The sequence below is a fragment of the Kinneretia sp. DJ1R-11 genome, assembly GCF_025717595.1.
Lineage (GTDB): Bacteria > Pseudomonadota > Gammaproteobacteria > Burkholderiales > Burkholderiaceae_C > Paucibacter_A.
Genome location: NZ_JAJIRR010000006.1, coordinates 146,479 through 168,461, shown reverse-complemented (window position 1 = coordinate 168,461; position 21,983 = coordinate 146,479). Strand labels below are relative to the sequence as shown.

Below are 21,983 nucleotides of genomic sequence, written 5' to 3'. Positions count from 1 at the left end.
TTTTCTTCCTCATGCACGCACGCACCATGCAACGCCGACATTTCCTCTCCACCAGCTCCGCTGCCCTGGGCGCCGCGGGTTTGAGCACCTTGATGCCTGCGGCGGCCCGCGCGGCCGGCCGTGAGCGCCTGCGCCTGGGCCTGATCGGCACCGGCATGCGGGGCCAGGTCTTGCTGACCGAGCTGCTGCGCCGCGACGATGTCGAGGTGGTGGCCCTGTGCGACATCGAGCCCATCATGCTGGGCCGCGCGCTGGCCATGGTGGAGCGCTTCAAGAAAGCCAAGCCGCAGACCTACGGCGAGAGCGGCGACAAGCTCGCCTACCGCAAGCTGCTGGAGCAAAAAGGCCTGGACGGCGTCATCATCGCCACGCCCTGGGAGCTGCATGCCTCCATGGCCATCGATGCGATGAATGCCAAGGTGCCCGTGGGCTGCGAGGTGGTGGCCGGCATCACCTTGCAAGACCACTGGGACGTGCTGCGCGCCCAGCAGCGCACCGGCACGCCATACATGCTGCTGGAAAACGTCTGCTTCCGCCGCGATGTGATGGCGGTGCTGCAAATGGTGCGCGCCGGCCTGTTCGGCGAGCTGGTCCATCTGCAGGGCGGCTACCAGCACGATCTGCGTGCGGTCAAGTTCAACAACGGTGACCCGGCCAAGCCCTACGGCAGCGGCGTGGAGTTCGGCGAGAAGGGCTGGAGCGAAGCGCGCTGGCGCACCGAGCATTCGGTACAGCGCAATGGCGAGCTCTACCCCAGCCACGGCATCGGCCCCTGCGCCATGTACGCCAACATCCACCGCGGCAACCGTTTCACCCACATCAATGCCTTCGCCAGCAAGGCCCGTGGCCTGAGCGATTACGTGGGCAAGAAGATGGGCGCCAAGGACCACCCCAGCGCCAAGGTGAAGTTCAAGCTCGGCGATGTGGTCACCACCACCCTGGCCTGCGAGAACGGCGAAACCATCATCCTGCAGCACGACACCTCGCTGCCGCGCCCCTATTCCCTGGGCTTCCGCGTGCAAGGCACCGATGGCCTGTGGATGGACTTGAACCACTCCATCCACATCGAAGGCATCAGCAAGCCCCACCAGTGGGAGGACTTCAAGGCCTATCAGGACAAGTTCGAACACCCGCTGTGGAAGAAGTACGCGGCCAAGGCCGAAGGCGCCGGCCATGGCGGCATGGACTTCTTCGTCGTTCACGCCTTTGTCGAAGCACTCAAGGCCAATGCGCCCATGCCCATTGACATCTACGACGCTGTGGCCTGGAGCGCGATCACGCCGCTGTCCGAGCAGTCCATCGCCGAGGGCTTCAAGACCCTGGCCTTCCCGGACTTCACCGAAGGCCTGTGGAAGACGCGCAAGCCCATCTTCGCCTTCGACGACAAGTACTGAGCGGCAGCATGAGCAATCCGCGTCGCAGTTCCTGGATCGCCGGCCTGCTGGCGCTGGTCCTGGTCGGTTCGTTTTCCGCCCCAGCCTGGAGCGCGCCCGCGCGCTTCGAGCTGGGCAGGGACGAGTTCCTGCTGAATGGCCAGCCCACCCAGCTGATCGGCTGTGAGATGCACCCTGCGCGCATCCCGCCCGAGTACTGGCAGCACCGCCTGCGCATGGCGCGCGCCATGGGCTGCAATGCGGTGCCGATCTACTTGTTCTGGAATCAACACGAGGCGCGGCCGGACCGCTTTGATTTCAAGACCGGCAGCCGCGACATCGCCCGCTTCGCCCGCCTGGCCCAGGCCGAGGGCTTGCTGCTGCTGCTGCGCCCCGGGCCCTACGTCTGTGGTGAATGGGATCTGGGCGGCCTGCCGCCCTATCTGCTGGCCCATGCCGATATTGGCCTGCGCGGCCAGGACCCGCGCTATCTGCAGGCGGTGACGCGTTATGTGCGCGCTGTGTCCCGAGCGCTGGCGCCGCTGCAGATCCAGCGCGGCGGGCCGATTGCGATGCTGCAGATCGAAAACGAATACGGCAGCTATGCCAATGACCGCGGCTATCTCAAGCGCTTGGCTGCGCTCTGGCGCGCCGAGGGCTGGCAGATTCCGTTCTACACCGCCGATGGCCCGACCGCCCAGATGCTGGGCGCCGGCAGCCTGCCCGGCGTGGCCGTGGGCCTGGATTCGGGCAGTGAGCCGGCCCACTTCGAGCTGGCCCAGCGCCTCAACCCCGGCGTGCCGGTCTTCAGCAGCGAAACCTATCCCGGCTGGCTGACCCACTGGGGCGAGGCCTGGGCCCGGCCTGAAGTCGAGCCTTTGTTGAAGGAGGTGGATTTCCTGCTGCGCGCGGGCAAGTCCTTCAGCTTCTACGTCGCCCATGGTGGCAGCAATTTCGGCTTCACCGCTGGCGCCAACTCAGGCGGCAAGGGCTATGAGCCCGATGTCACCAGCTACGACTACGACGCGCCGATCGACGAGCAAGGTCGGCCGCGCGCCAAGTACTTCCAGCTGCGCGAGCGCATCGCGGCCTTGCGCCAGGATCGCAACCCTTTGCCCGAGTTGCCCGCGCCGATCCCGGTGATGAGCCTGCCAGCCATGCAGCTGGAGCCGCATGCCTCGCTCTGGCAACACTTGCCTCCAGCGCTGCGCAGCTCGCATCCCAAAACCTTCGAAGCATTGGGCCATGAGCAGGGCTTGATGCTCTACCGCACCCGCCTGGTCGGCGCGCGCAGCGGCAAGCTGGTCCTGCATGGTCTGCATGACTTGGCCAGTGTGTACCTCGATGGCCGCCTGATCGGTCACTTGGACCGCCGCCTGGGCGAGAACAGCCTGGAACTGCCCGCCAGCGATGCGGCCGAGCCGCTGCTGGAGATCCTGGTTGAGGCCATGGGGCGCATCAACTTCGGCCCGCTGCTGGTCGACCGCAAAGGAATCACCGAACGCGTGAGCCTCAACGGCATGACCTTGCTGGGCTGGGACCACCACCCGCTGCCTCTGCGCGAGCGCTGGGTGCAGGGGTTGCCGGCCGCGGCATCCGTGGCGGCGCTGGACCCACGACCGGGCCGTTTCTTCAAGGCCAGTTTCGAGATCACCGGCAGGCCGGCCGATACCTTCCTGGACCTCTCTCAATTCGGCAAAGGCATGGTCTGGGTCAACGGCCACAACCTTGGCCGCTACTGGAACATCGGCCCCCAGCAGCGGCTCTACCTGCCCGCACCTTGGCTGCATCGCGGTCGCAATGAGCTGATCGTGCTGGATCTGCGCGACACGCATGAAACGCAGAATGCTCCTGCAGGGCAGGGCCCTGAGGTCAGGGGCTTCGAAGCGATGAATCCCTGACCGCGTCGCCGGTGAGCGATGGCCCACCGAGGCTTTAGCTCGTCGTGCTGGCATCTTGCATGCGTCGGCCGCGCTGGGCCTGGCTGCGCAGCAACAGGAGGCCGGCGATGCCAACCAGCATCAGGCTCGAAGGTTCAGGAACGGTGCCGCCCAGACCGGCCACAGCCAGCACACCGCTTCCTTTGGCGCCGCCCGCGTTGATGGTCGCCATCTGCTGGGCGCTGAGGGTGTCGTCAAAGAAGAACACGCTGTCCATCAGCCCACGCAGCGGATATGCGCCGTTGGCGTTGCGGCCGATGTCGATGAAGCTCTGGGAGGCGTTGGGGCTGTCCGCCACCGTCATCGCCAGCACGCCGTTGACGTAGAGCGATTGGTTGATGCCGTCGAAGGTCTGCGAGATCAGGGTCCACTCATTGCTGCTCGCCGCCCCCGATCGAACGACGCCATTGTGTGAAACCGACCAGCGGCCACCGTTGGCCTGGGTGAAGCGGTCCCAGCCGCCGTTGTCGTTGGACAAGAAAATGTTCCAGGCATTGGGGTCGGCCAGCTTGACCCAGGCACCCCAGGAGAAGCTGGGGTTGGTGTTGCCACTGGAGTTGATATTGGCGCGCAGCCAGGACCGGCCGCTGCCGTCGAAGGAGGCTGCTTGACCGCTCAAGCCGGTGACGAAGGAAACAGCGGCACCGGGTGCTGTGAGGTTCGGCCCCGAACCGGCGGCATTGACTCCGTTGCCGTCCAGCAGGTAGAGGCCTTGCAAGACCGGCGAAGCTTGTGCGAGGGCGGCCATGGCGCCAAATGCGCAGGCGAGGGAAAGGCCTCGCACTGACTTGCTGAATTGGGAAGTTCGCGTGGGTGAAGTGGTCGGCTTTGGCATGGTTGCGCTCAGTGTTGATGAATCGGACTGGGTACCGTCGCTGACGCCAACCGGGCCGCCTTTTGGTGTGGAACGGAGCGTGTCGTGTGAGACCTTGCTCGCCGATTTCAGAATACAAGCGCTGGCCCGGCGCGGCGTTTCACGCCTTGGACGGCTCGACACATATTCCACAGTTCACTCGTTTAGATCGCTCGCTCAGTGGCTCTGTTCTGCCCTGCAGACATTGGGGCGTACTCAGCGCCATCATGCAAAAGGGTCAGCAGACGGCACATCGCCGAACTTCGATGGCCAGGTTTTCGCGCTGCGGTGACTCTGCCCGCCGCCGCGCTCATGGTGCCCGGGTCGGCTCTGCGAGCCGACTGCCCTCGGTGCTCACTGCGCGGCTCAGCGGCGCCAAACTCCCTCCGTTCGCTGCGCTCACTGTGGTCAAACAGTGGCGCCGAGTCAGAGCTTGAAGCGTTCGCTGACGCGCCCGCCTGACCCGCTCCGCTGCGCCCTCGGCCGCGCACAAATCACCCGTCGGCGGGCCGAGCCACCTCCGAGTGTGGCGAGTTCCACCGTCGAGGGGCACATCGACCGCGATGCAAGCTTNTTCAAGCTCTGACTTGGCGCGTCTGTCTGAACGGAACGAACGCAGTGAGTGAAGTGAGTTATGCGCCAGCCCCGAGGCGCGAGCAGCGCAAGGCAGTCGGCCCGGCAGGGCCGACCCCGGAACCATGAGCTCGGCGGCGGCCCGGACTGCAGGGCCGCACGAGGCAGGACGAGCTGGTTGCTTTGTGCCGATTGCCGACTCAGTCCACCTGTCGACCACACAGAAAAAAGCCCGCCGAGCAGTGGGCTCGGCGGGCTTGAATTCAGAATTGGGGTTGACGAGCCCGACCTCGGCACTGGTCACAACGGCTAGGGCTGCTTGGTTCCCCACCTGACCCGGTTGGCCGCGCTTCCATGCGAGGAGGCCCGTCAGGACGCATTGTAGTCGATGCCTCAGGGCTCTCGAGCCGAGGGGCATGCGCAGGCGCTCAAGCAGCGCCCAAGTTCAGCGGCTGGCCAGTTGCAGCACGGCCTGGGTCAGCACATTCAGCACCCAACTGTTCCCATCTTCGTTATTGCCTTCGGTATTGCTCAAGCCGAAGTAGGCTTGCTTGCCTCCTTGCTGCACAAAGACCATGCCCATGAACCCAAGGTAGGCGCCGGTGTGGACCAAGCCGCGCTGGCCCTGGGCCTGCATGGCCACCCAGCCCAGGCCGTACTCGCCTTCGGGCAATTGGCGCAGGCGCTGAACATATTCGGGTGCCAGGCCATGGCTCTGGCCTTGCAGGGCGCGCTGATGCTCCGCCAGCCAGCGGCCGTAGGCGGCCGGGGTCATCCAGACATTGCCCGAGGGGCGCAGCGCGCCGTCCACCCAGACCGCCCATTCCGGCGCCAGCGCTTCGAAGGGCTTCAAGCTCTGCGGCGTGGGCCCCACATGGCCTTGCGGCGCGCGAGGTGGTGGATTCAAGCTGAGTTCCAGGCCGAGGCCACGGGCCCAGTTCAGCAGCAGGCTGTCGAAGTCCTGGCCGGTGGCGGCCTCCATCATGGCGCCTGCCAAGGTGTAGCCGGCGTTGGAGTAGAGCAGCTCCTGCCCAGGCGGCAGCGCGGGCTTGCGTGCCAGCATCCAACGTGCGAGCAGGCGTCGGCGCTCGCGGTCGCTCGTCGGCAGGGGCTCCGTCTGGATGGCCAGGTAGTCTGCCAGCTCTTCGAGTTCGCTGGGATCCTGAAAAGCCGGCAGGCCGCTGCGATGGTCGAGCAGCTGGCGCAAGGTGATGGCAGCGAATTCCGGATGTTGCAGGGCGATGAGCTCGGGCAGGAGTTCGGCCGGGCGGCTGTCCCAGCGCAGCTTGCCCTGGCGCACCAGCTCAGCGGCCAAGGCGGCCGTCATCGACTTGCTCAAGGAGCCGAGCTGAAAGGGCTGCTCGCTGGACAGGGCCGGGCCTTGCGACTGCTGGCTCAGGCCGGCGCTGCCGAGGTAGAGCTTTTGCAGTCCTTCAGGCTGGCTGCCGAAGACGGCGCCGACCAGGCCGGCTGCCACCGCTGCACCTGCCACATCGTTCAGGCGTGCGGCTTCTTGAAGTAACTCGGGATGGCGAATTTCTTCGCGCTCCGCCCCGCCACCGCAAGCGCTCAAGACGGCGGCAGGCAAGATAAGGAAGGCGGGTAGCAGGGGCAGAAAGGCGCGGCGGCGCAAGAGCGGGGCGGACATGGCGAGCAGTGACTCCAAGGTGTGAAGTCGGCGATTCTTGGCAGCGGGTGCTAAAGAACGTCTAAAGCTCGTTCAGCCCGGTGTTTGGCTGGGCAAGTCCAGTTCGAAGCCGATGCCGCGGCCATGCAGGCCTGGCCCGCAGCGCAGCTCGACGCCCAGGCCGCGCGCGGCCTGGGCCGCAATCGCCAGGCCCAGTCCACTGCCGGGCTCTTGGGCATGCTCGCCGCGCCAGAAGCGCTCGAACATGCGGCCGCGCAGCTCGGGCGCAATCCCCGGGCCGTCATCACGCACGGCCAGGCGCAGCGCTGCGGGGCCCAGCGGGCTCAGTTCGATCTGCACCTCGCGCGCGCCGTAGCGCAGGCCGTTGTCCACCAGGTTTTGCAGCAGCGATTGCAACGCGTGGCGGGGCCCGTGCCAGGGCCAATGCTCAGGCCCGTCCAGCGCCAAGCTGACCTGGCGTTGGCGCGCCTGCGGGTGGGCTTGTTGCAGCACCCAGGCGCAGAGCTCGACCAGGTCAAAGTCGGCGCTCGGGGCGGGACCGGCGGCTGGGTCCAGGCGTGCCAGGTCGAGCAGCTGCTGCGACAGATGAGCGGTGCGCTCGACGCCTTGCAGCAAGGCCGCGGCTGCCCCTTGCCGGCCGGCTTCGTCCGGGCTGTGCAGTAGCACATGGGTGTGGGCGCCCAGCGCTGCCAGCGGCGTGCGCAGCTCATGGGCGGCGTCGTGGACGAAAGCCCGCTCATGGGCCCGTTGCTCACTCAGGCGGCTCAGCAGGCGGTCGAAGGCATGGGCCAGCGGTTGCAGCTCGGCATAGCGCAGATCCAGCTGCAGCGGCGCCAGATCGCGGCGCAGGTCCAGCGCAGCGATGCGCGCGGTGAACTCGCGCAAGGGCCGCAGGCCGCTGCGCACAGCCAGCCAGAGCGTCAGCAGCAGCACCGGCAGGGCCAGGGCGAGGGACGGCCCCACCTCCGAGGCCAGCCATTGCAGCAGCATGGCATCGCTGGGCAGCGGGTCGGCGATTCGCAGCGTCCAGAGCGGGCCCTCGGCCCGGAAGGTGGCATAGGGCCTGCCGGCCAGATTCAGCTGACTCATGCCTTCGGGCCACCGGCTGTCGCCGAGCTCGGGGCCGCTGTGAAAAACCCGCTGCCCGTCGCGCCGGAGCAGTTCCACGCTCAATTGCCCGGCTTCCCAGGCGGCCTCTTCGCGCAGTTGATCAAATTCGGCCAGGAAGCCGCGCAGAACGGCGCGCGCGCTGTCTTCATTCTCCAGGCCGTCTAGGCTGCGGGCCAGCAGGCGGCCCAGCTGATTGGCTTGCGACTGCCGGCTCATGTCCTGGCGCACCGACCAATAGTTCAGGCTCACCACGCCCAGTGCGATCAGGGCGAAGGCCAGCAGCAAGGCGCCCACCGTGCGGCGCCCCAGGCTGCGCCTCATGGCAGGGACTCCAGCCAGTAGCCGACGCCGCGCAGGGTGCCAATGCGTTGCGCACCGATCTTGCGGCGCAGATTGCTCAGATGCACTTGCAGCGCAGCGCTGTCCATGGCCTCACCCAGCGGCTCCATTTTTTGCGCCAGCTTGTGTTTGCCGACCACCTCACCGCCGCCTTCGGCCAGGGCCAGCAGCAGCTGGAACTCGCGCGGGGTCAGTTCCAGGCTGCGGCCCTCGATGCGGGCCAAGGACTGTTGCGGCAGCAAGCTCAGTGCGCCGAATTTCCACTCCTTGCCGGTCTGCGCCGCTTGCCGCCGCCGCACGGCACGCAGGCGCGCCAGCAGCTCGGGAATTGCGAAGGGTTTGACCAGATAGTCGTCGGCGCCAGCGTCAAGCCCGGCCAGGCGTTCGTCGAGTTCGCCCTGCGCGGTGATCAAGAGGATGGCTGTGGCGTCGTTCTGGGCTCGCCAGGCCTTGAGCAAGCTGAGCCCGCTGCCATCGGGCAGGCCCAGGTCCAGCAGCACGGCTTCGCAGCCGGCATCTGCAAGCCGGTGTGGCGCGTCGCCGGCCCGGCGCAGCCACTGGACGCTGAAGCCGTCCAGCTTCAGCGCCTCCAGCAGCGCCGCGCCGAGCGATAAATCGTCTTCGATCAGCAGGATGTGCATGGCTGGAAAAAGAAAGGGCAGCCGCAGCCGCCCTGTGTCGATGCGCGGCGCGCCGGAATCAGCGCAGCTGCAGGTCGTCGTCGCTGAAGCGGATGTTCAGAGGCTCGATCAGCAGCTGTTTCTCGCCCACTTCCAGGCTGCCGGCGACCCAGGCCTCGATGCCGCAGGCCTTGGCCACTTCCACCGTGCGGGCGGCGTCGGCCGCGGGCACGAAGATGGCGAAGCCGGCGCCCATGTTCAGCGTGGAGTAGGCCTCGCGGTCATCCTGCTTGGCGTGCTCCTGCATGAACTTCAGCACCGGCGTGACCGGGGGCACGGTGTGGATGCGGTAGGTGAACTGGCCCGGATGGCGCAGCAGCTTGCGCCAGCCATGGCCGGTGATGTTGGCGCAGTAATGCGGCTGGATGCCGGCCTTGTAGAGCGCTTCGGTCACCGGCGAATACAGCACGGTGGGGGCGAGCAGGGCGTCGCCATAGCTCAGGCCCGGCTCGATTTCGGTCAGATAGCCTTGCGGCAGGCGCTCGACCAGCTTGCGAGCCAGGCTCAGGCCGTTGGCATGGATGCCGCTGGAGGCCAGCAGCACGATGGCGTCACCGGCGCCCAGCTCGTCGCCCACCGAGAGGCGTTCTTTGGGCTTGATCAGGCCGGTGCAAGAGGCGGCCAGGTCGATGCGGCCGCTCTCGACGATGCCGGCCAGGGCGGGCGTCTCGCCGCCGCCCCAAGCCACCTGACAGGTGTCGCAGGCGCGCTTCCAGCCTTCCACCAGGCTTTGCGCCCGGCCCTTGTCGCCGAACCAGTCCGAGCCGCCCGCGGCCCAGTAGGCCTGCACCACCAGGGGCGTGGCACCGACGGTGATCAGGTCGTTCACCGCCATGGCGATGGTGTCCTGGGCGATGCCGTCGTAGTAGTTCTTGCCGGTCAGCTGGCGCATCTCGTCGGCCACCAGGGTCTTGGTGCCCAGGCATTCGACGATGGACGCGATATAGAACGGGCCCACATCCACGACATAGGCCGACTCGCCGCGCGAGGCCAGCACTTCCGTGAAGCCATGTGCGGCCAGATGGGCGCCGGTGGCGGCCGCGGCACGCTGCGCGCTGATCTTCAGCGGGTCGATCAGGTCGTAATTGACACCGGCTTGTTCGTAGCTGAGGGTGTCGGGCGAGGAGGGGGTGTGGGATGCGGGCGTGCTCATGGGCCGGGATTATCGCCTGTCCGGTCACCGGCCGGCCCTGGTGCCCGGCGGGGCGGCTGGTGGCCCGTAGAATGCCGCGCATGAGCTACCAGGTCCTCGCGCGCAAGTACCGCCCCCACAGTTTTGAAGAGCTGGTGGGCCAAGAGCATGTGGTGCAGGCCCTGGCCAATGCACTGACCCAGCAACGCCTGCATCACGCCTATCTGTTCACAGGCACCCGCGGCGTCGGCAAGACCACGGTCTCGCGCATCCTGGCCAAGAGCCTCAACTGCACCGGGCCCGACGGCATGGGCACCATCACCGCCACGCCCTGCGGCGTCTGCGATGCTTGCCAGGCCATCGATGCCGGCCGTTTCGTCGACTACATCGAGCTCGATGCCGCCTCCAACCGCGGGGTCGAGGAGATCAGCCAGCTGCTCGACCAATCGGTCTACAAACCGGTCATGGGCCGCTTCAAGGTCTACATGATCGACGAAGTCCACATGCTCTCGAACACCGCCTTCAACGCCATGTTGAAGACGTTGGAGGAGCCGCCGGACTACCTGAAATTTGTGCTCGCCACCACCGATCCGCAGAAGGTGCCGGTCACCGTGCTCTCGCGCTGCCTGCAGTTCAATCTGCGGCCGATGGCGCCTCAGACCGTGCTCAGCCATCTGACGCAAGTGCTGAAGCAAGAAAGCGTGCCGGCCGATGCGGGCGCGCTGCGCCTGCTCTCGCGCGCTGCGCGCGGCTCCATGCGCGACGCTTTGTCGCTGACCGACCAGGCGATCGCTTTCGGCGCCGGCTCGCTGGTGGAAGAGGGCGTGCGTCAGATGCTGGGTACGGTGGACCGTGGCCATGTGGTCGCCATCATCGATGCCCTGGCCGCCGCCGACGGTGCGGCCGTGGTGGCTCAGGCCGACGGCCTGCGCGCCCTGGGCCTGTCGGCTGCGGGCACGCTGGAAGACCTGGCCGGCCTGTTGCAGCAGATGGCCGTGGCCCAGGCTGCGCCCGGCGCTCTGGACGAGACCGACCCGGACACGGCTGAGGCCGAACGACTGGCGGCGCTGTTGCCGGCCGATGAAATCCAGCTGATGTACAGCATGGCCTTGCACGGCCGCGCCGAGCTGGCCCTGGCGCCTGATGAATACGCCGGCCTGCTGATGGTGCTGTTGCGCATGCTCAGCTTTCGTCCCGCCGGTGCGGCCGGCCAGACGCTGAATAGGCCCGCCGCGGCCTTGGCTCGGCCGGTGCGGGCGACGCCGCCGGCGGCTGCCGTGGCACCCGCGGTATCACCGGCTGTCGCGCCCCTTGTTGCCGCTGTACCTGCGCCAGCTGCTGCGCCAGTCCTTGCGCCAGAACCGCTGCCGGCACCCGAGCTTCCGCTCGCGGAGCTTGCTGGTGTCGAGCTAGTGCCGCCAGCGCGGCCCATCCGGGTGCCGCAGGCGCAGGAGCCAGTGGCTGCTGCCTATCAGCCGCAACAGCCCGTGCCCGAAGCTGTACCTGAGCCCGCAGCGCCCGCCTTTCGTACTCGCCCAGCCGAAGCCCAAGCCGCCGGCGGAAATGGCCACAGTGCGCGCCTCCGCCCGCGCCCGGTCGTTCATGCGGCGGTGGTAGAGGACGAGCCCGGCGACGGCCGGCCCAGCGATGACGGTGAGCCGCCGCCCTGGCTCGATGCACCGATGGGCGATGAAGACGGCGCAGCTGGCTCGTATGCAGGCGGGGCCGCTTTCGACGAAGGCGAGCCGGCTCAGGCCCCACGTGGCAGTCGCGAGCCGGCCGGTCGTCAGTCCTATGCTTCCACCGCCGGTGAAGATGTGCCCCTGCAGCCCACCGAACTCGGTGCGCAATGGGCGGCGCTGATCGCGCCCATGGGTCTCTTGGCCCTGACCCGCGAGCTGGCCGTGCGCAGCGAGTGCGTGGCCCTGGAGAACGGCCCCGACCTTTGCAAGCTGCGCCTGCGCGTCGAGCGTGAGTCGCTGCGTCAGCCGGCCCTGAGAGACAAGCTGCAGGTCGCCCTCGAGGCCGGTTTGCAAAAGCCGGTGCAGATCGAGTTGGAGGCCGGCGTGCCTCAGGACTCGCCGGCGCTGCGCGATCTGGCCCGCATCCAGGCGCGCCAACGTCAGGTCGAACAGATCGTGCTGGACGACCCGATTGCCCAGGCCTTGATGACCCAGTTCAAGACCGCACGTATCGTGCCGGGATCGATCCGGTCCCACTGAAAACCAACGAACACCGAACCATTGATTGAGGAGTATTGAAGATGATGAAGGGTCAACTCGCCGGCTTGATGAAGCAAGCCCAGGCCATGCAGGACAACCTCAAAAAGGCCCAGGATGAACTGGCCAATGTCGAGGTGGAAGGCCAGTCGGGCGCCGGCTTGGTCAAGGTTCTGATGACCTGCAAGAACGCGGTCAAGCGCGTCACCATCGACCCCAGCCTGCTGGCGGACGACAAGGACATGCTGGAAGACCTGGTCGCCGCGGCCTTCAACGACGCGGTGCGCCGCGCCGAAGAGGTGAGCGCCCAGAAGATGGGCAAGCTGACCGCAGGCATGCCTCTGCCCCCGGGCATGAAGTTCCCTTTCTGAGCGCGGCACGTTGACGGAATCGTCGCCCGCCGGCTTGCTGGACGCGCTGATCGAGGCGCTCAAGCGCCTGCCCGGCGTGGGCCAGAAATCGGCCCAGCGCATGGCCTACCACCTGCTGCAACACGACCGTGAAGGCGCCCGCCTGATGGCCGGGGCCTTGCGCGCGGCCGCCGAGGACATCGGCCATTGCGAGCGTTGTCACACTTTCAGCGAAACGGCGCTGTGCCGGGTCTGTGCCGACCCCGAGCGTGATGCGCGCCTGCTTTGCGTGGTGGAGACACCGGCCGACCAGGCGGCGCTGGAGCGCAGCAATTCCTACCGCGGCTACTACTTTGTCTTGCTCGGGCGCCTGAGCCCGCTGGATGGTGTGGGCGTGCAGCAGATCGGCGCGGCCGAGTTGCTGGCCCGCGCCGCCGAGGCCGGCGTGGAAGAGGTGATTCTGGCCAGCAGCTTCACTGCCGAAGGCGAGGCCACCGCCCATGTGCTGGCCGAGGCCCTGCGCTCGCGCGGCATCCGCGCCACCCGCCTGGCGCGCGGTGTGCCGGTGGGCAGCGAGCTGGAATATGTGGATCTCGGTACCATCGCTCACGCTTTGGTCGATCGGCGTTGATCGGCCCGGCCCTCACCCCAAGGAAGTCATGACTCTCGCCAACACCTGCATCATCGTCGCCAGCCTGCTGCCCATCGTCTGTGCCGGTCTGGCCAAGTCCAAGGGCTTTGGCAAGCGTCGCCGTGAAGGCGGTTATGACAACCACCAGCCCCGAGCCTGGCTGGCGACCCTCAGTGGCTGGCAGGCGCGCGCCAATGCCGCCCAGGCCAACAGCTTCGAGGCTTTGCCTCTGTTCATCGCTGGCGTGCTGGCGGCGCAGCAAATGCAGGCGCCGCAGGCCACGGTCGATGCGCTGGCCATGGGCTTCATCGCCGCGCGGGTCGGCTATATCGGCGTTTATCTGGCCGACCTGGCGGCCTTGCGCTCTCTGATCTGGTTCGTCGGCCTGGGCTGCAGCATTGCGCTGTTCTTCGTCGGCGCAAAATAAGGCGCTTGCCGGCATGGAAAACGGGGCCCTCGGGCCCCGTTGATCTTTGTGGCGCTGGCGCCGTGAAGACTCAGCGCTTGATCGATGTGCGCATCGCAGTCTCGGGCGCCGCTGCGACTGTGAGCGGGCGCGACTTGCTGCTCTTGCTGGCCGGTTTGGCCGCCGCTGCCACCCGGGTGTTCTTGCTGGCCCGGGTCTTGGCGGCTGCCGGTTTCGCGGCCTTGTTGCTGGCGAGCTTCGTGGCGGCCGGCTTGTTGGGCAGGTACACCGCCAGCGCCTGGCCGGGTTTGAACTTGGCGCCCACTGCCACCTTGTTCCACTGCGCCAGCTGCGCCGGGCTGACGCCATAACGCGCCGCCACCGTGGTCACGCTGTCGTTGCGTCCGGCCTTGAGTTTGAGTCGGCGCAAGGCCGGCACATCGGGGGCCAGAGTGATCGAGGCGTTTTCGGCCAGATGGCTGGAGACGTCCTCGCTGCGCTTGGCCGTGCGCGGCACCAGCAGGGTGGAGCCTTGCTTGACCAGCATGCGGGGCGGAATCTTGTTGACCTCGCGCAGCTGCTCTTCGTCCATGCCGACCTGCTTGGCCGCCACCGAGGGGTGCATGGTCTTGGGCACGACCCAGGCGGTCCAGCTGGCCAGCGGCCCACGGTGAGCGTTGAGGTTCTGGGCGAAAGCCTTGGCGTTGTCGTAGGGCAGGAGCAGCTGGTTGCTGCCGGCGGCCAACATCACCGGCTTGTTCATCTGCGGGTTGAACTGCTTGAACTTCTCCAGCGAGATGCCGGCCAGGCGGGCGGCGGTTTCCAGGTCGATATCGCGGTCCATGTGGACGCTCAGGAAATAGGGGTGGTTTTCCACCGGCGGCAGGGATAGGCCGTACTTCTCCGGGTTCTGCACGATGTTCTTCACCGCTTGCAGCTTGGGGATGTAGTAGCGCGTCTCCTCAGGCATGCGCAGGCTCTCGTAGTCGGTCGGCAGGCCGGCCTTCTGATTGCGCGCAATCGCCTTGGCCACATTGCCTTGGCCCCAGTTGTAGGCGGCCAGCGCCAGGCGCCAGTCGCCACCGAACATCTTGTTCAGGCGGCCCAGGTAGTCGAGCGCGGCGCGGGTCGAGGCCAGTACATCACGGCGGTCGTCGCGAAACAGGTTCTGCTTGAGCGCGAAATCGCGGCCTGTGGCCGGCACGAACTGCCACATGCCAGAGGCCTTGGCGGTGGACATGGCTTGCGGGTTGAAGGCACTCTCGGTGAAAGGCAGCAAGGCCAGCTCGGCCGGCATGCCGCGCTTCTCGACCTCTTCGATGATGTGGAACAGATAGCGGCTGCCGCGCTCGGTCATGCGCTGCACATAGTCGGGCCGGGCGCTGTACCAGGCCTCGGCGCGGCGCACGCCCTCGTTCTCCAGGTCTTCCAATTGGAAGCCGGCGCGCAGGCGGTCCCAGAGGTCGCGGCGCGCGGTCGGGGCGTCCAGGTCGATCTTCATGCCTGGGCGCAGGCTGTCTTCCACGGTCGGTGCGCCGAGCGCATCGGCCCCGGTCTGGCTGCCCATGCTCAGCAAGAGCGGAGCCTCGGGGGTGGCCGGTGGAGCCGCCTGGCTGCCGAAGCTGCGTGGCAAGGCGTTGCGTTCGCTGGGAGGGCTGGTTTCGCCGGTCTGTGTCGGGCTGCTGGCGCAAGCGCAGAGCAGGGCGGCCAGTGCCAGTGCGGACAGGCGCTGCAGGCCGCAGCTCAAAGTGGGGCGTGAAGTCATCGGTAGTCGTTCTTCCATTGCCGCAGGGCGGCGAAGACAGCGAGGGATGGGGCGGCCGGAGCTTGCAACTCGCCCGCGGCCGAGGGCTCGAGGGCGGAGAAGCTGGCGTGGCGACGGGCTGCAGCCTGAACGCTGGGCTCAGCGCAGCGCAGAAAGGGGTTGATCTGCAGCTCCAGTCCAAGGCGGGAGGGTAGGGTCGGTTGACCTTGGGCGCGTTGCGCCTCGCACCAGACCTGGTATTCGGCCAGGGCGCGGTTGTCGGGCTCGATCTCGCGTGCGAAGCGTAGATTGGCCAGGGTGTACTCATGCGTGCAGCAGACCCGGGTGTCGGCCGCCAGGGCGCTGAGCCGCGCCAGCGAGTCCTGCATTTGCGCCGGTGTGCCCTCGAACAGCCGGCCGCAGCCGCCCGAAAACAAGGTGTCGCCGCAGAACAGCAAGGGGCTCTGGCCGGCCGCGGGCTGCCGGATCACATAGGCGATGTGGCCGGCGGTGTGGCCGGGCACGTCCATCACCTCGATGTCCAGGCCCAGCAGCTGCAGGCGCTGGCCTTCCCGCAGCGGCGTGAAGGGTTCGGGTATGTGTTCGTTCGCCGGGCCCCAGACCTGGCCATCGAGCAGGGGGCGCAGCGCTGCGATGCCACCGACATGGTCGCCATGGTGGTGCGTCACTAGAATGCCCCGCAGGCTCAGGCCACGCTGTTGCAGCGCTGCGAGCACCGGCTCGGCCTGACCGGGGTCGACGACGACGGCGTCCCGGCCGTCGCTGAGCATCCAGATGTAGTTGTCCGTGAAAGCGGGGAGGGCTGTCAGTTCCATGCGCAGGTTTTCATTCCGCCGTTCTTCATTCCGGGAACTCCATTCCATGTGCGCTGACTGGCCGGCCGGTGTCGGCCTGCAAGACCTGACCCCATGCCGCCATCCGCTGCGGCTCCGCTGCGCGGCTCGTGAAGCGAGCCTGGCATGACACGCGAAGCTTCGATTATAGAGTTGGCCTCCTGGCTGCAGACGCCGCCCGGCCAGTACCTGCTGCAGTGGGAGCAGCGGCAGCTTGACGCGGCCGTGGCCGACATCTTCGGCTTCCATGCCTTGCAGCTGGGCCTACCCGAGCTGCCGGCCCTGCGCGCCAACCGCATGCCGCACCGCTGGCTGGCGCTGGATCAAGCGGGCGGCAACCACGCGCAGCTCGCCAGCCCGGTCTTGCTGAGCGAATTTGACGCCTTGCCCTTTGAGAGCAACAGCCTCGATCTGGTCGTGCTGCCGCACAGCCTGGAGCTGGCGCCCGACCCGCACCAGACCTTGCGCGAGGTCGAACGGGTCTTGCGGCCCGAGGGGCGGCTGGTGATTCTGGGCCTCAATCCGGCCAGCCTCTGGGGCCTGAGGCAGAATCTCGGTCGCTTGCTGCCGGGCGAACAAAAGCTCTTCTTGCCCCTGGCGGGTGAGTTTTTGGGCTACTGGCGCTTGCGCGATTGGTTGCGCTTGCTGACCTTTGAGGTGGAAGCTGCCCGTTTTGGCTGCTACAGCCCGCCGCTGCGCAGCGAGGTCTGGTTGGAGCGCTGGAGCGGCATCGAGCCCATCGGCGGACGTTGGTGGCCGGTGCTGGGCGCGGTCTACTTCATCCAGGCGGTCAAGCGCGTGCACGGCATGCGCCTGATCGGTCTGCGGCGCTCGCGCAAATTCGCTCGGGCTGGGGCGCCGGCCGTGCTGACGCAAGCCAGCCAAAGCCCCATGCCGGCCTTGCGGCAGCCCGAGCCACCGGCTCTGGCCGCTGCAGCGCCACCTTCGTCTTCTTCTCTTTGAATCTCACCAGCGACCCCCGACCCATGAATGCAGCAGTTCCCCCGTCCAGTCCCGAGGCCAAGGCGCCGGTCAGCATCGCCAAGCCGGTGGTGGTCATCTACACCGACGGCGCTTGCAAGGGCAACCCGGGCCTGGGCGGCTGGGGCGCTTGGCTGAGCGCCGGCGGCCATGAGAAAGAGCTGTTTGGTGGTGAACGCGACACCACCAACAACCGCATGGAACTGACGGCCGTGATCGAGGCCCTCGCTTCGCTCAAGCGCACCTGCCAGATCACCATCTACACCGACAGCGAGTACGTGCGCAAAGGCATGACCGAATGGATCGGCGGCTGGCAGCGCCGCGGCTGGAAAACGGCGGACAACAAGCCGGTCAAGAACGCCGAGCTCTGGCAGCGGCTGGATGCCTTGCGCAAGCTGCACCAGGTCGAGTGGCGCTGGGTCAAGGGCCATTCCGGCGACCCCGGCAATGAGCGCGCCGATGCCCTGGCCAACCGCGGCGTGGCCTCGGTCGGCCGCTGAATCTGGCCGCAGCGGCAGCGGCAGGCGCGCTCCGTGCGATTGCCGCCCGCCCACCGTCACTGATGCCATCCAGTCCGTGCTTCATGCCCTGAGGCCAGCGGGCGCCTTGTGCAGCCGCTAGAGTGCACGCTCGGAGAACCCATGAGCTCGAAAAAACTGCACCGTGTCGTGGCCATTGCGGCCTTGTTGGGATTGAGTGGCGCTGCCTGGTGGTGGCAGCACCGCGTGCCGGCGGCCGATGCCATGGCTGCGCCGGCCGATGGCAAGGCTGCTTCCGGCAAGCCTGGCGACAAGAAAGATGCCAAACCCTCCGGCCCGATTCCGGTGGAAGCTGGCCGTGTGCAGCGCGCCGATCTGGCGGACGAGGCGCAGGCGGTGGGCAGCTTGCGTGCGGCCCAGGCCGTGGTGCTCAAGCCCGAGGTCAGCGGCCGCATCGTCAAGCTGGGCTTCAGCGACGGCCAGATGGTGCGCGCGGGACAGCTGCTGGTGCAGCTGGACGACGCCCTGCAGCTGGCCCAGCTGCAGCAAGCCGAGGCGCAAGCCGGCATTGCCCGCACCCAGCTGCAGCGCAACCGCGAGCTGCTGGCGCAGAACTTCGTCAGTGCCAATGTGGTGGACCAGGCCCAGGCTGCGCTGCAGGTGGCCGAGGCGCAGGTGGCGCTGAACAAGGCGCAGCTGGCGCGCATGCAGGTGCGCGCGCCTTTTGGGGGCCGTGTCGGCATCCGCGCCGTCAACCTCGGTGATTACGTCAAGGACGGCAGCGATCTGCTGAGTCTGGAAGATGCGTCCTCGATGTGGGTGGACTTCCGCCTGCCCGAGCGCTATGTGCCGCGCCTGAAGGCCGGCCAAGAGGTCGAGGTTTCGCTGGACGCCTGGCCGGGCCGCAATTTCAAGGCACGCATCGAGGCCCTGGACACGGCGCTGGACGCTGCGGGCCGCTCCCTGCTGGTGCGCGCGCGCGTCCTGGGCGCGGCACCGGAGCTCAAGTCCGGCCTGTTCGCCCGCGTGCGGGTGGTGCTGGCCACCCATGCCGGCGCCTTGCTGGTGCCGGAAGAAGCGCTGGTGCCGCTGGCTGGCAAGCAGTTCGTGATCAAGCTGGTCGAAGAAGAAGGTCAGCTCAAGGCCCGCCGCATCGAAGCCAAGCTGGGCCTGCGCCTGAACGGCCAGGTCGAGCTGCTGGAAGGGCTGAAGGAGGGCGAGCGCGTCGTCACCGCCGGCCAGGCCAAGCTGCTGCGCGGCGATGGACAGGTGGTCAAGGTGGTCGATGTGGACAAGAAGGCGGCCAAGCCAGCCGCATCGGCATCGGCACCGACCGCAGCGTCCTCCGCCGCCAGCCGCTGAAAGCCCTCCGGCCATGAAGATTTCTGAAACTTCCATCCGTCGCCCGGTCTTTGCGACGGTGATGTCCTTGCTGCTCTTGCTGGTAGGCCTGGTGTCCTTCGGCAAGCTCTCGCTGCGCGAGTACCCGCGCATCGACGAGCCGGTGGTCACCGTCAGCACCCGCCTGGTGGGCGCCTCGTCCGAGGTGATCGAGAGCCAGGTTACCAAGCCGCTGGAAGACTCCATCTCCGGCATCGAGGGCGTCGACATCGTCACCTCGATCTCGCGCTCGGAGTCGAGCCAGATCACGGTGCGCTTCAAGCTCGAGAAGAACCCCGACAACGCGGCCGCCGATGTGCGCGACCGCGTCGCCCGCGTGCGCGGCCGCCTGCCCACGGCCGTGGACGAGCCGGTGGTGGCCAAGGTCGAGGCCGATGCCCAGCCCACGCTGCGCATCGCCTTCACCAGCGAGACCCTGGACCCGCTGCAGGTCACCGATGTGGTCAACCGCATCGTCAAACCGCGCCTGCAAACCATTCCCGGCGTGGCCGATGTGGAAATCGGCGGTGACCGCCGCTATGCCGTGCGCGTCTGGCTCGATGCCGCCCGCCTGGCCGCCTACAAGCTGACGGTGCAGGATGTGGAAGACGCGCTGCGCCGCCAGAACCTGGAAGTGCCGGCCGGCCGCATCGAGAGCCAGCAGCGCGAGTTCAACGTCACCGCTCGCACCGACCTCAACACCGTGGCCCAGTTCGCCGAGGTGAATTTGCGCCAGGTCGGCAGCTATGGGGTCAAGCTGCGCGATGTCGCCCGCATCGAGGAAGCAGCCGCCAGCGAGCGTTCGCGTGTGCGCTTGAATGGCCTGCCTTCGGTCTCCCTGGGTGTGATCAAGCAGGCCACGGCCAACCCGCTGGAAGTGTCGGCGGCCGTCACGGCCATGATGCCGCGCCTGCAGCAAGACCTGCCGGCCGGCATCACCGTGCGCCCGGCCAGCGACAACGCGCTCTTCATTGAGCGCTCGATCGAATCGGTCTATCACACCATTGCCGAGGCGGTGGTGCTGGTGGCCCTGGTGGTGTTTGTGTTCCTGCGCACCCTGCGCGCGTCCATCATCCCGCTGGTGACGATTCCGGTCAGCCTGATCGGCTCGTTTGCCATCATGGCCGCGGCCGGCTTCACGGTGAACACCCTGACCCTGCTGGCCCTGGTGTTGGCCATCGGCCTGGTGGTGGACGATGCCATCGTCGTGCTGGAGAACATCTTCCGCCACATCGAGGAAGGGCTGGAGCCCTTCCAGGCGGCGCTCAAGGGCGCCAAGGAAATCGGCTTCGCCGTGGTGGCCATGACGCTGACCCTGGTGGCGGTGTTCGCGCCGCTGGCCTTCACGCCGGGCCGCACCGGCCGCATCTTTGTCGAGTTCGCGCTGACCCTGGCCGGCGCCGTGCTGGTCTCGGGCTTTGTGGCGCTGACGCTCACGCCCATGATGTGCTCCAAGCTGCTGCGCCATAACGCCAAGCCCACACGCTTCGATGCCGGCATGGAGCGGGTGTTGGTCTGGATCAGCGAGCGCTATGCCGCCGCCTTGCGCCTGGCCCTGCGCCAGCGCTGGGTGGTGGTGCTGGTGATGCTGGCCTCGGCTGGCGGCACGGGCTGGCTCTACATGAACGCCAAGTCGGAGTTGGCGCCACAGGAAGACCGCGGCGTCATCGTGCTGCCCATCAGCGCGCCCGACGGCTCGACCCTGGCCTTCACCTCGCGCTACCTCGATGCCATCGAGGACATCGCCGCCACTTACCCTGAGTTCGATCGTCGCTTTGTGTTTTCCGGCGGCGGCAATGTGGCCGGCGGCCTGGCGATCTTCCGCACCGTGGATTGGGACCAGCGCAGCCGTTCCAGCGCCGAGTTGGCGCGTGCCTTGCTGCCGCAGATGAATCTGCTGCCCGGCGTCAGCGCCTTTCCCATCACCCCGCCCAGCCTGGGTCAGGGCTTCACCTCGCGGCCGGTCAACTTCGTCATCGTCACCGGTGACAGCTACGCCAATCTGGCCAAGGTCACAGCCGATTTCAGCGCCGCCCTGGCCAAGAACCCGGGCCTGGTGCAGATCGACAACGACCTGCGTCTGAACAAGCCCGAGCTCTTCCTCGAGGTGGACCGCGAGCGCGCCGCCGACCTGGGCGTGCCGGTGGACCAGATCGCCCGTACGGTCGAGACCATGCTGGGCAGCCGCGCGGTCACGCGCTACAAGCGCGATGCCGAGCAGTACGACGTGCTGGTGCAGACAGAAAGCCAGAATCGCACGACGCCTCAGCAGATCGAGCAGCTCTATGTGCGCGGCAAGGGCGATGCCTTGGTGCCTTTGTCCAGTCTGGTGACGGTCAAAGAAGCGGTCAGCCCGCGTGAACTCAACCACTTCAACCAACGCCGCTCGGTGGCCATCAGCGCTGGCTTGGCCCCGGGCTATTCGCTGGGCGAGGCGCTGGAGTTCATGGACAAGACGGCGCAGCAGATTCTGCCGGCCGGCTATGCGACCGAGCTGAACGGCGTGTCGCGTGAGTTCAAGTCCAGCAGCGGTGCTTTGAGCTTGGTGTTTGTGCTGGCGCTGCTCTTCATCTTCCTGGTGCTGGCGGCGCAGTTCGAGAGCTTCATCGACCCCTTCGTGATCCTGCTGTCCGTGCCCTTGTCCATGGTGGGGGCGTTGGCGGCCTTGCAATGGGCCGGTGGCACGCTCAATGTCTATTCGCAGATCGGCCTGATCACGCTGGTGGGCTTGATCACCAAGCACGGCATCCTGATCGTCGAGTTCAGTAACCAGCTGCGCCAGCAGGGCAAGGGCACGAAGGAGGCGGTGGTCGAGGCCTCGGCCCTGCGCCTGCGGCCCATCCTCATGACCACCGGCGCCATGGTGCTGGGCGCCTTGCCCCTGGCCCTGGCCACCGGTGCCGGCGCCGAGAGCCGCCAGCAGATCGGCTGGGTCATCGTCGGCGGCATGAGCTTGGGCACGCTGCTCACCATCTTCGTCGTGCCCACCATGTACACCTTGTTTGCCCGCAAGAGCATTCCGGGCGAGATCACGACGCCGGCATTGGCGGGCTGAGAGGGGCACTCGCTGCACCGCCGATTGAGGCGGGATTGATGGCTGGATTCGGCACAGAACCGTCGTTCGCTGAGATTTGAGTACGAACGCAGAGTGCGCGGAGGTTCGCAGAGATCGCAGAGAGAGAGAGAAGAAGAGCGAGGATTGTGTTCTCAGCGTCCTCTGCGAGCTCTGCGTGCTGAAATTTCTTCGCGAACGACGGCTCAGTGTCGATTGCAGCCGCAAGCTGATGGACG

General features: G+C 67.1%; 18 protein-coding genes and 1 other RNA gene. 11 read left to right on the top strand and 8 right to left on the bottom strand.

Annotation, left to right across the window (positions count from 1 at the left end; genetic code table 11):
- The first annotated feature begins 11 nt into the window (after positions 1–11).
- Positions 12–1,394, top strand: a complete 1,383-nt coding sequence (locus tag LNV23_RS12480; RefSeq protein WP_263563266.1) for a Gfo/Idh/MocA family protein — start codon at positions 12–14, stop codon at positions 1,392–1,394.
- A gap of 8 nt (positions 1,395–1,402) precedes the next feature.
- Complete coding sequence (locus tag LNV23_RS12475; protein WP_263563265.1) at positions 1,403–3,274, top strand: glycoside hydrolase family 35 protein; 1,872 nt, start codon at positions 1,403–1,405, stop codon at positions 3,272–3,274.
- 34 nt (positions 3,275–3,308) lie between these two features.
- On the opposite strand, the gene LNV23_RS12470 is transcribed toward LNV23_RS12475, so the two are convergent.
- Positions 3,309–4,061, bottom strand: a complete 753-nt coding sequence (locus tag LNV23_RS12470; RefSeq protein ID WP_263563264.1) for a LamG domain-containing protein — start codon at positions 4,059–4,061, stop codon at positions 3,309–3,311.
- A 40-nt stretch (positions 4,062–4,101) separates the two neighbouring features.
- Between LNV23_RS12470 and LNV23_RS12465 the strand changes: the two genes are divergently transcribed.
- Positions 4,102–4,458, top strand: coding sequence for a hypothetical protein (locus tag LNV23_RS12465; RefSeq protein WP_263563263.1), 357 nt, complete (start codon positions 4,102–4,104; stop codon positions 4,456–4,458).
- Between the two features lie 555 nt (positions 4,459–5,013).
- On the opposite strand, the gene ffs is transcribed toward LNV23_RS12465, so the two are convergent.
- The 5 genes from ffs to LNV23_RS12440 all read right to left on the bottom strand — a co-directional run bounded on the left by ffs (position 5,014) and on the right by LNV23_RS12440 (position 9,669).
- Positions 5,014–5,110: signal recognition particle sRNA small type (ffs, locus tag LNV23_RS12460), an RNA gene on the bottom strand.
- Between the two features lie 74 nt (positions 5,111–5,184).
- Positions 5,185–6,387, bottom strand: coding sequence for a serine hydrolase domain-containing protein (locus tag LNV23_RS12455; RefSeq protein ID WP_263563262.1), 1,203 nt, complete (start codon positions 6,385–6,387; stop codon positions 5,185–5,187).
- A 72-nt stretch (positions 6,388–6,459) separates the two neighbouring features.
- Positions 6,460–7,818 (bottom strand): sensor histidine kinase, encoded by a 1,359-nt coding sequence (locus LNV23_RS12450; protein ID WP_263563261.1) that lies wholly within the window; start codon positions 7,816–7,818, stop codon positions 6,460–6,462.
- Positions 7,815–8,477 (bottom strand): response regulator, encoded by a 663-nt coding sequence (locus LNV23_RS12445; RefSeq protein WP_263519719.1) that lies wholly within the window; start codon positions 8,475–8,477, stop codon positions 7,815–7,817. The genes LNV23_RS12450 and LNV23_RS12445 overlap by 4 nt, the downstream gene beginning before the upstream one ends.
- A 58-nt stretch (positions 8,478–8,535) precedes the next feature.
- Positions 8,536–9,669: an AIR synthase related protein gene (locus LNV23_RS12440; protein ID WP_263563260.1), complete on the bottom strand. Its 1,134-nt coding sequence runs from the start codon at positions 9,667–9,669 to the stop codon at positions 8,536–8,538.
- An 80-nt stretch (positions 9,670–9,749) separates the two neighbouring features.
- On the opposite strand from LNV23_RS12440, the gene dnaX reads away from it, so the two are divergent.
- Genes dnaX through LNV23_RS12420 form a run of 4 tightly spaced genes read left to right on the top strand, consistent with a single transcriptional unit; the run spans position 9,750 to position 13,275 of the window.
- Positions 9,750–11,870: a DNA polymerase III subunit gamma/tau gene (gene dnaX, locus LNV23_RS12435; RefSeq protein WP_263563259.1), complete on the top strand. Its 2,121-nt coding sequence runs from the start codon at positions 9,750–9,752 to the stop codon at positions 11,868–11,870.
- Positions 11,871–11,911: 41 nt separating this feature from the next.
- Positions 11,912–12,238, top strand: coding sequence for a YbaB/EbfC family nucleoid-associated protein (locus tag LNV23_RS12430; protein ID WP_263519722.1), 327 nt, complete (start codon positions 11,912–11,914; stop codon positions 12,236–12,238).
- Positions 12,239–12,248: 10 nt separating this feature from the next.
- Positions 12,249–12,848: a recombination mediator RecR gene (gene recR / locus LNV23_RS12425; protein ID WP_263519723.1), complete on the top strand. Its 600-nt coding sequence runs from the start codon at positions 12,249–12,251 to the stop codon at positions 12,846–12,848.
- A 28-nt stretch (positions 12,849–12,876) separates the two neighbouring features.
- Positions 12,877–13,275, top strand: coding sequence for an MAPEG family protein (locus LNV23_RS12420; protein ID WP_263563258.1), 399 nt, complete (start codon positions 12,877–12,879; stop codon positions 13,273–13,275).
- A gap of 70 nt (positions 13,276–13,345) precedes the next feature.
- Here LNV23_RS12420 and LNV23_RS12415 read toward each other — a convergent pair whose 3' ends face one another.
- Positions 13,346–15,019, bottom strand: a complete 1,674-nt coding sequence (locus LNV23_RS12415; RefSeq protein WP_263563257.1) for a transglycosylase SLT domain-containing protein — start codon at positions 15,017–15,019, stop codon at positions 13,346–13,348.
- Positions 15,016–15,834 carry a hydroxyacylglutathione hydrolase gene (gene gloB / locus LNV23_RS12410; protein ID WP_263563256.1) on the bottom strand — a complete coding sequence of 273 codons (819 nt, stop codon included), beginning with the start codon at positions 15,832–15,834 and terminating at the stop codon, positions 15,016–15,018. The genes LNV23_RS12415 and gloB overlap by 4 nt, the downstream gene beginning before the upstream one ends.
- Positions 15,835–15,978: 144 nt before the next feature.
- Between gloB and LNV23_RS12405 the strand changes: the two genes are divergently transcribed.
- The 4 genes from LNV23_RS12405 (at position 15,979) to LNV23_RS12390 (ending at position 21,747) form a co-directional block, all read left to right on the top strand.
- Entirely contained in the window at positions 15,979–16,815 is an 837-nt protein-coding gene (locus LNV23_RS12405) for a class I SAM-dependent methyltransferase (protein WP_263563255.1), read from the top strand.
- 23 nt (positions 16,816–16,838) lie between these two features.
- On the top strand, positions 16,839–17,333 hold the full coding sequence (gene rnhA, locus LNV23_RS12400; protein ID WP_263563254.1) for a ribonuclease HI: 495 nt from the start codon (positions 16,839–16,841) through the stop codon (positions 17,331–17,333).
- A gap of 141 nt (positions 17,334–17,474) precedes the next feature.
- Complete coding sequence (locus LNV23_RS12395) at positions 17,475–18,674, top strand: efflux RND transporter periplasmic adaptor subunit (protein ID WP_263563253.1); 1,200 nt, start codon at positions 17,475–17,477, stop codon at positions 18,672–18,674.
- Between the two features lie 13 nt (positions 18,675–18,687).
- Positions 18,688–21,747 carry an efflux RND transporter permease subunit gene (locus LNV23_RS12390; protein ID WP_263563252.1) on the top strand — a complete coding sequence of 1,020 codons (3,060 nt, stop codon included), beginning with the start codon at positions 18,688–18,690 and terminating at the stop codon, positions 21,745–21,747.
- Positions 21,748–21,983: the final 236 nt, after the last annotated feature.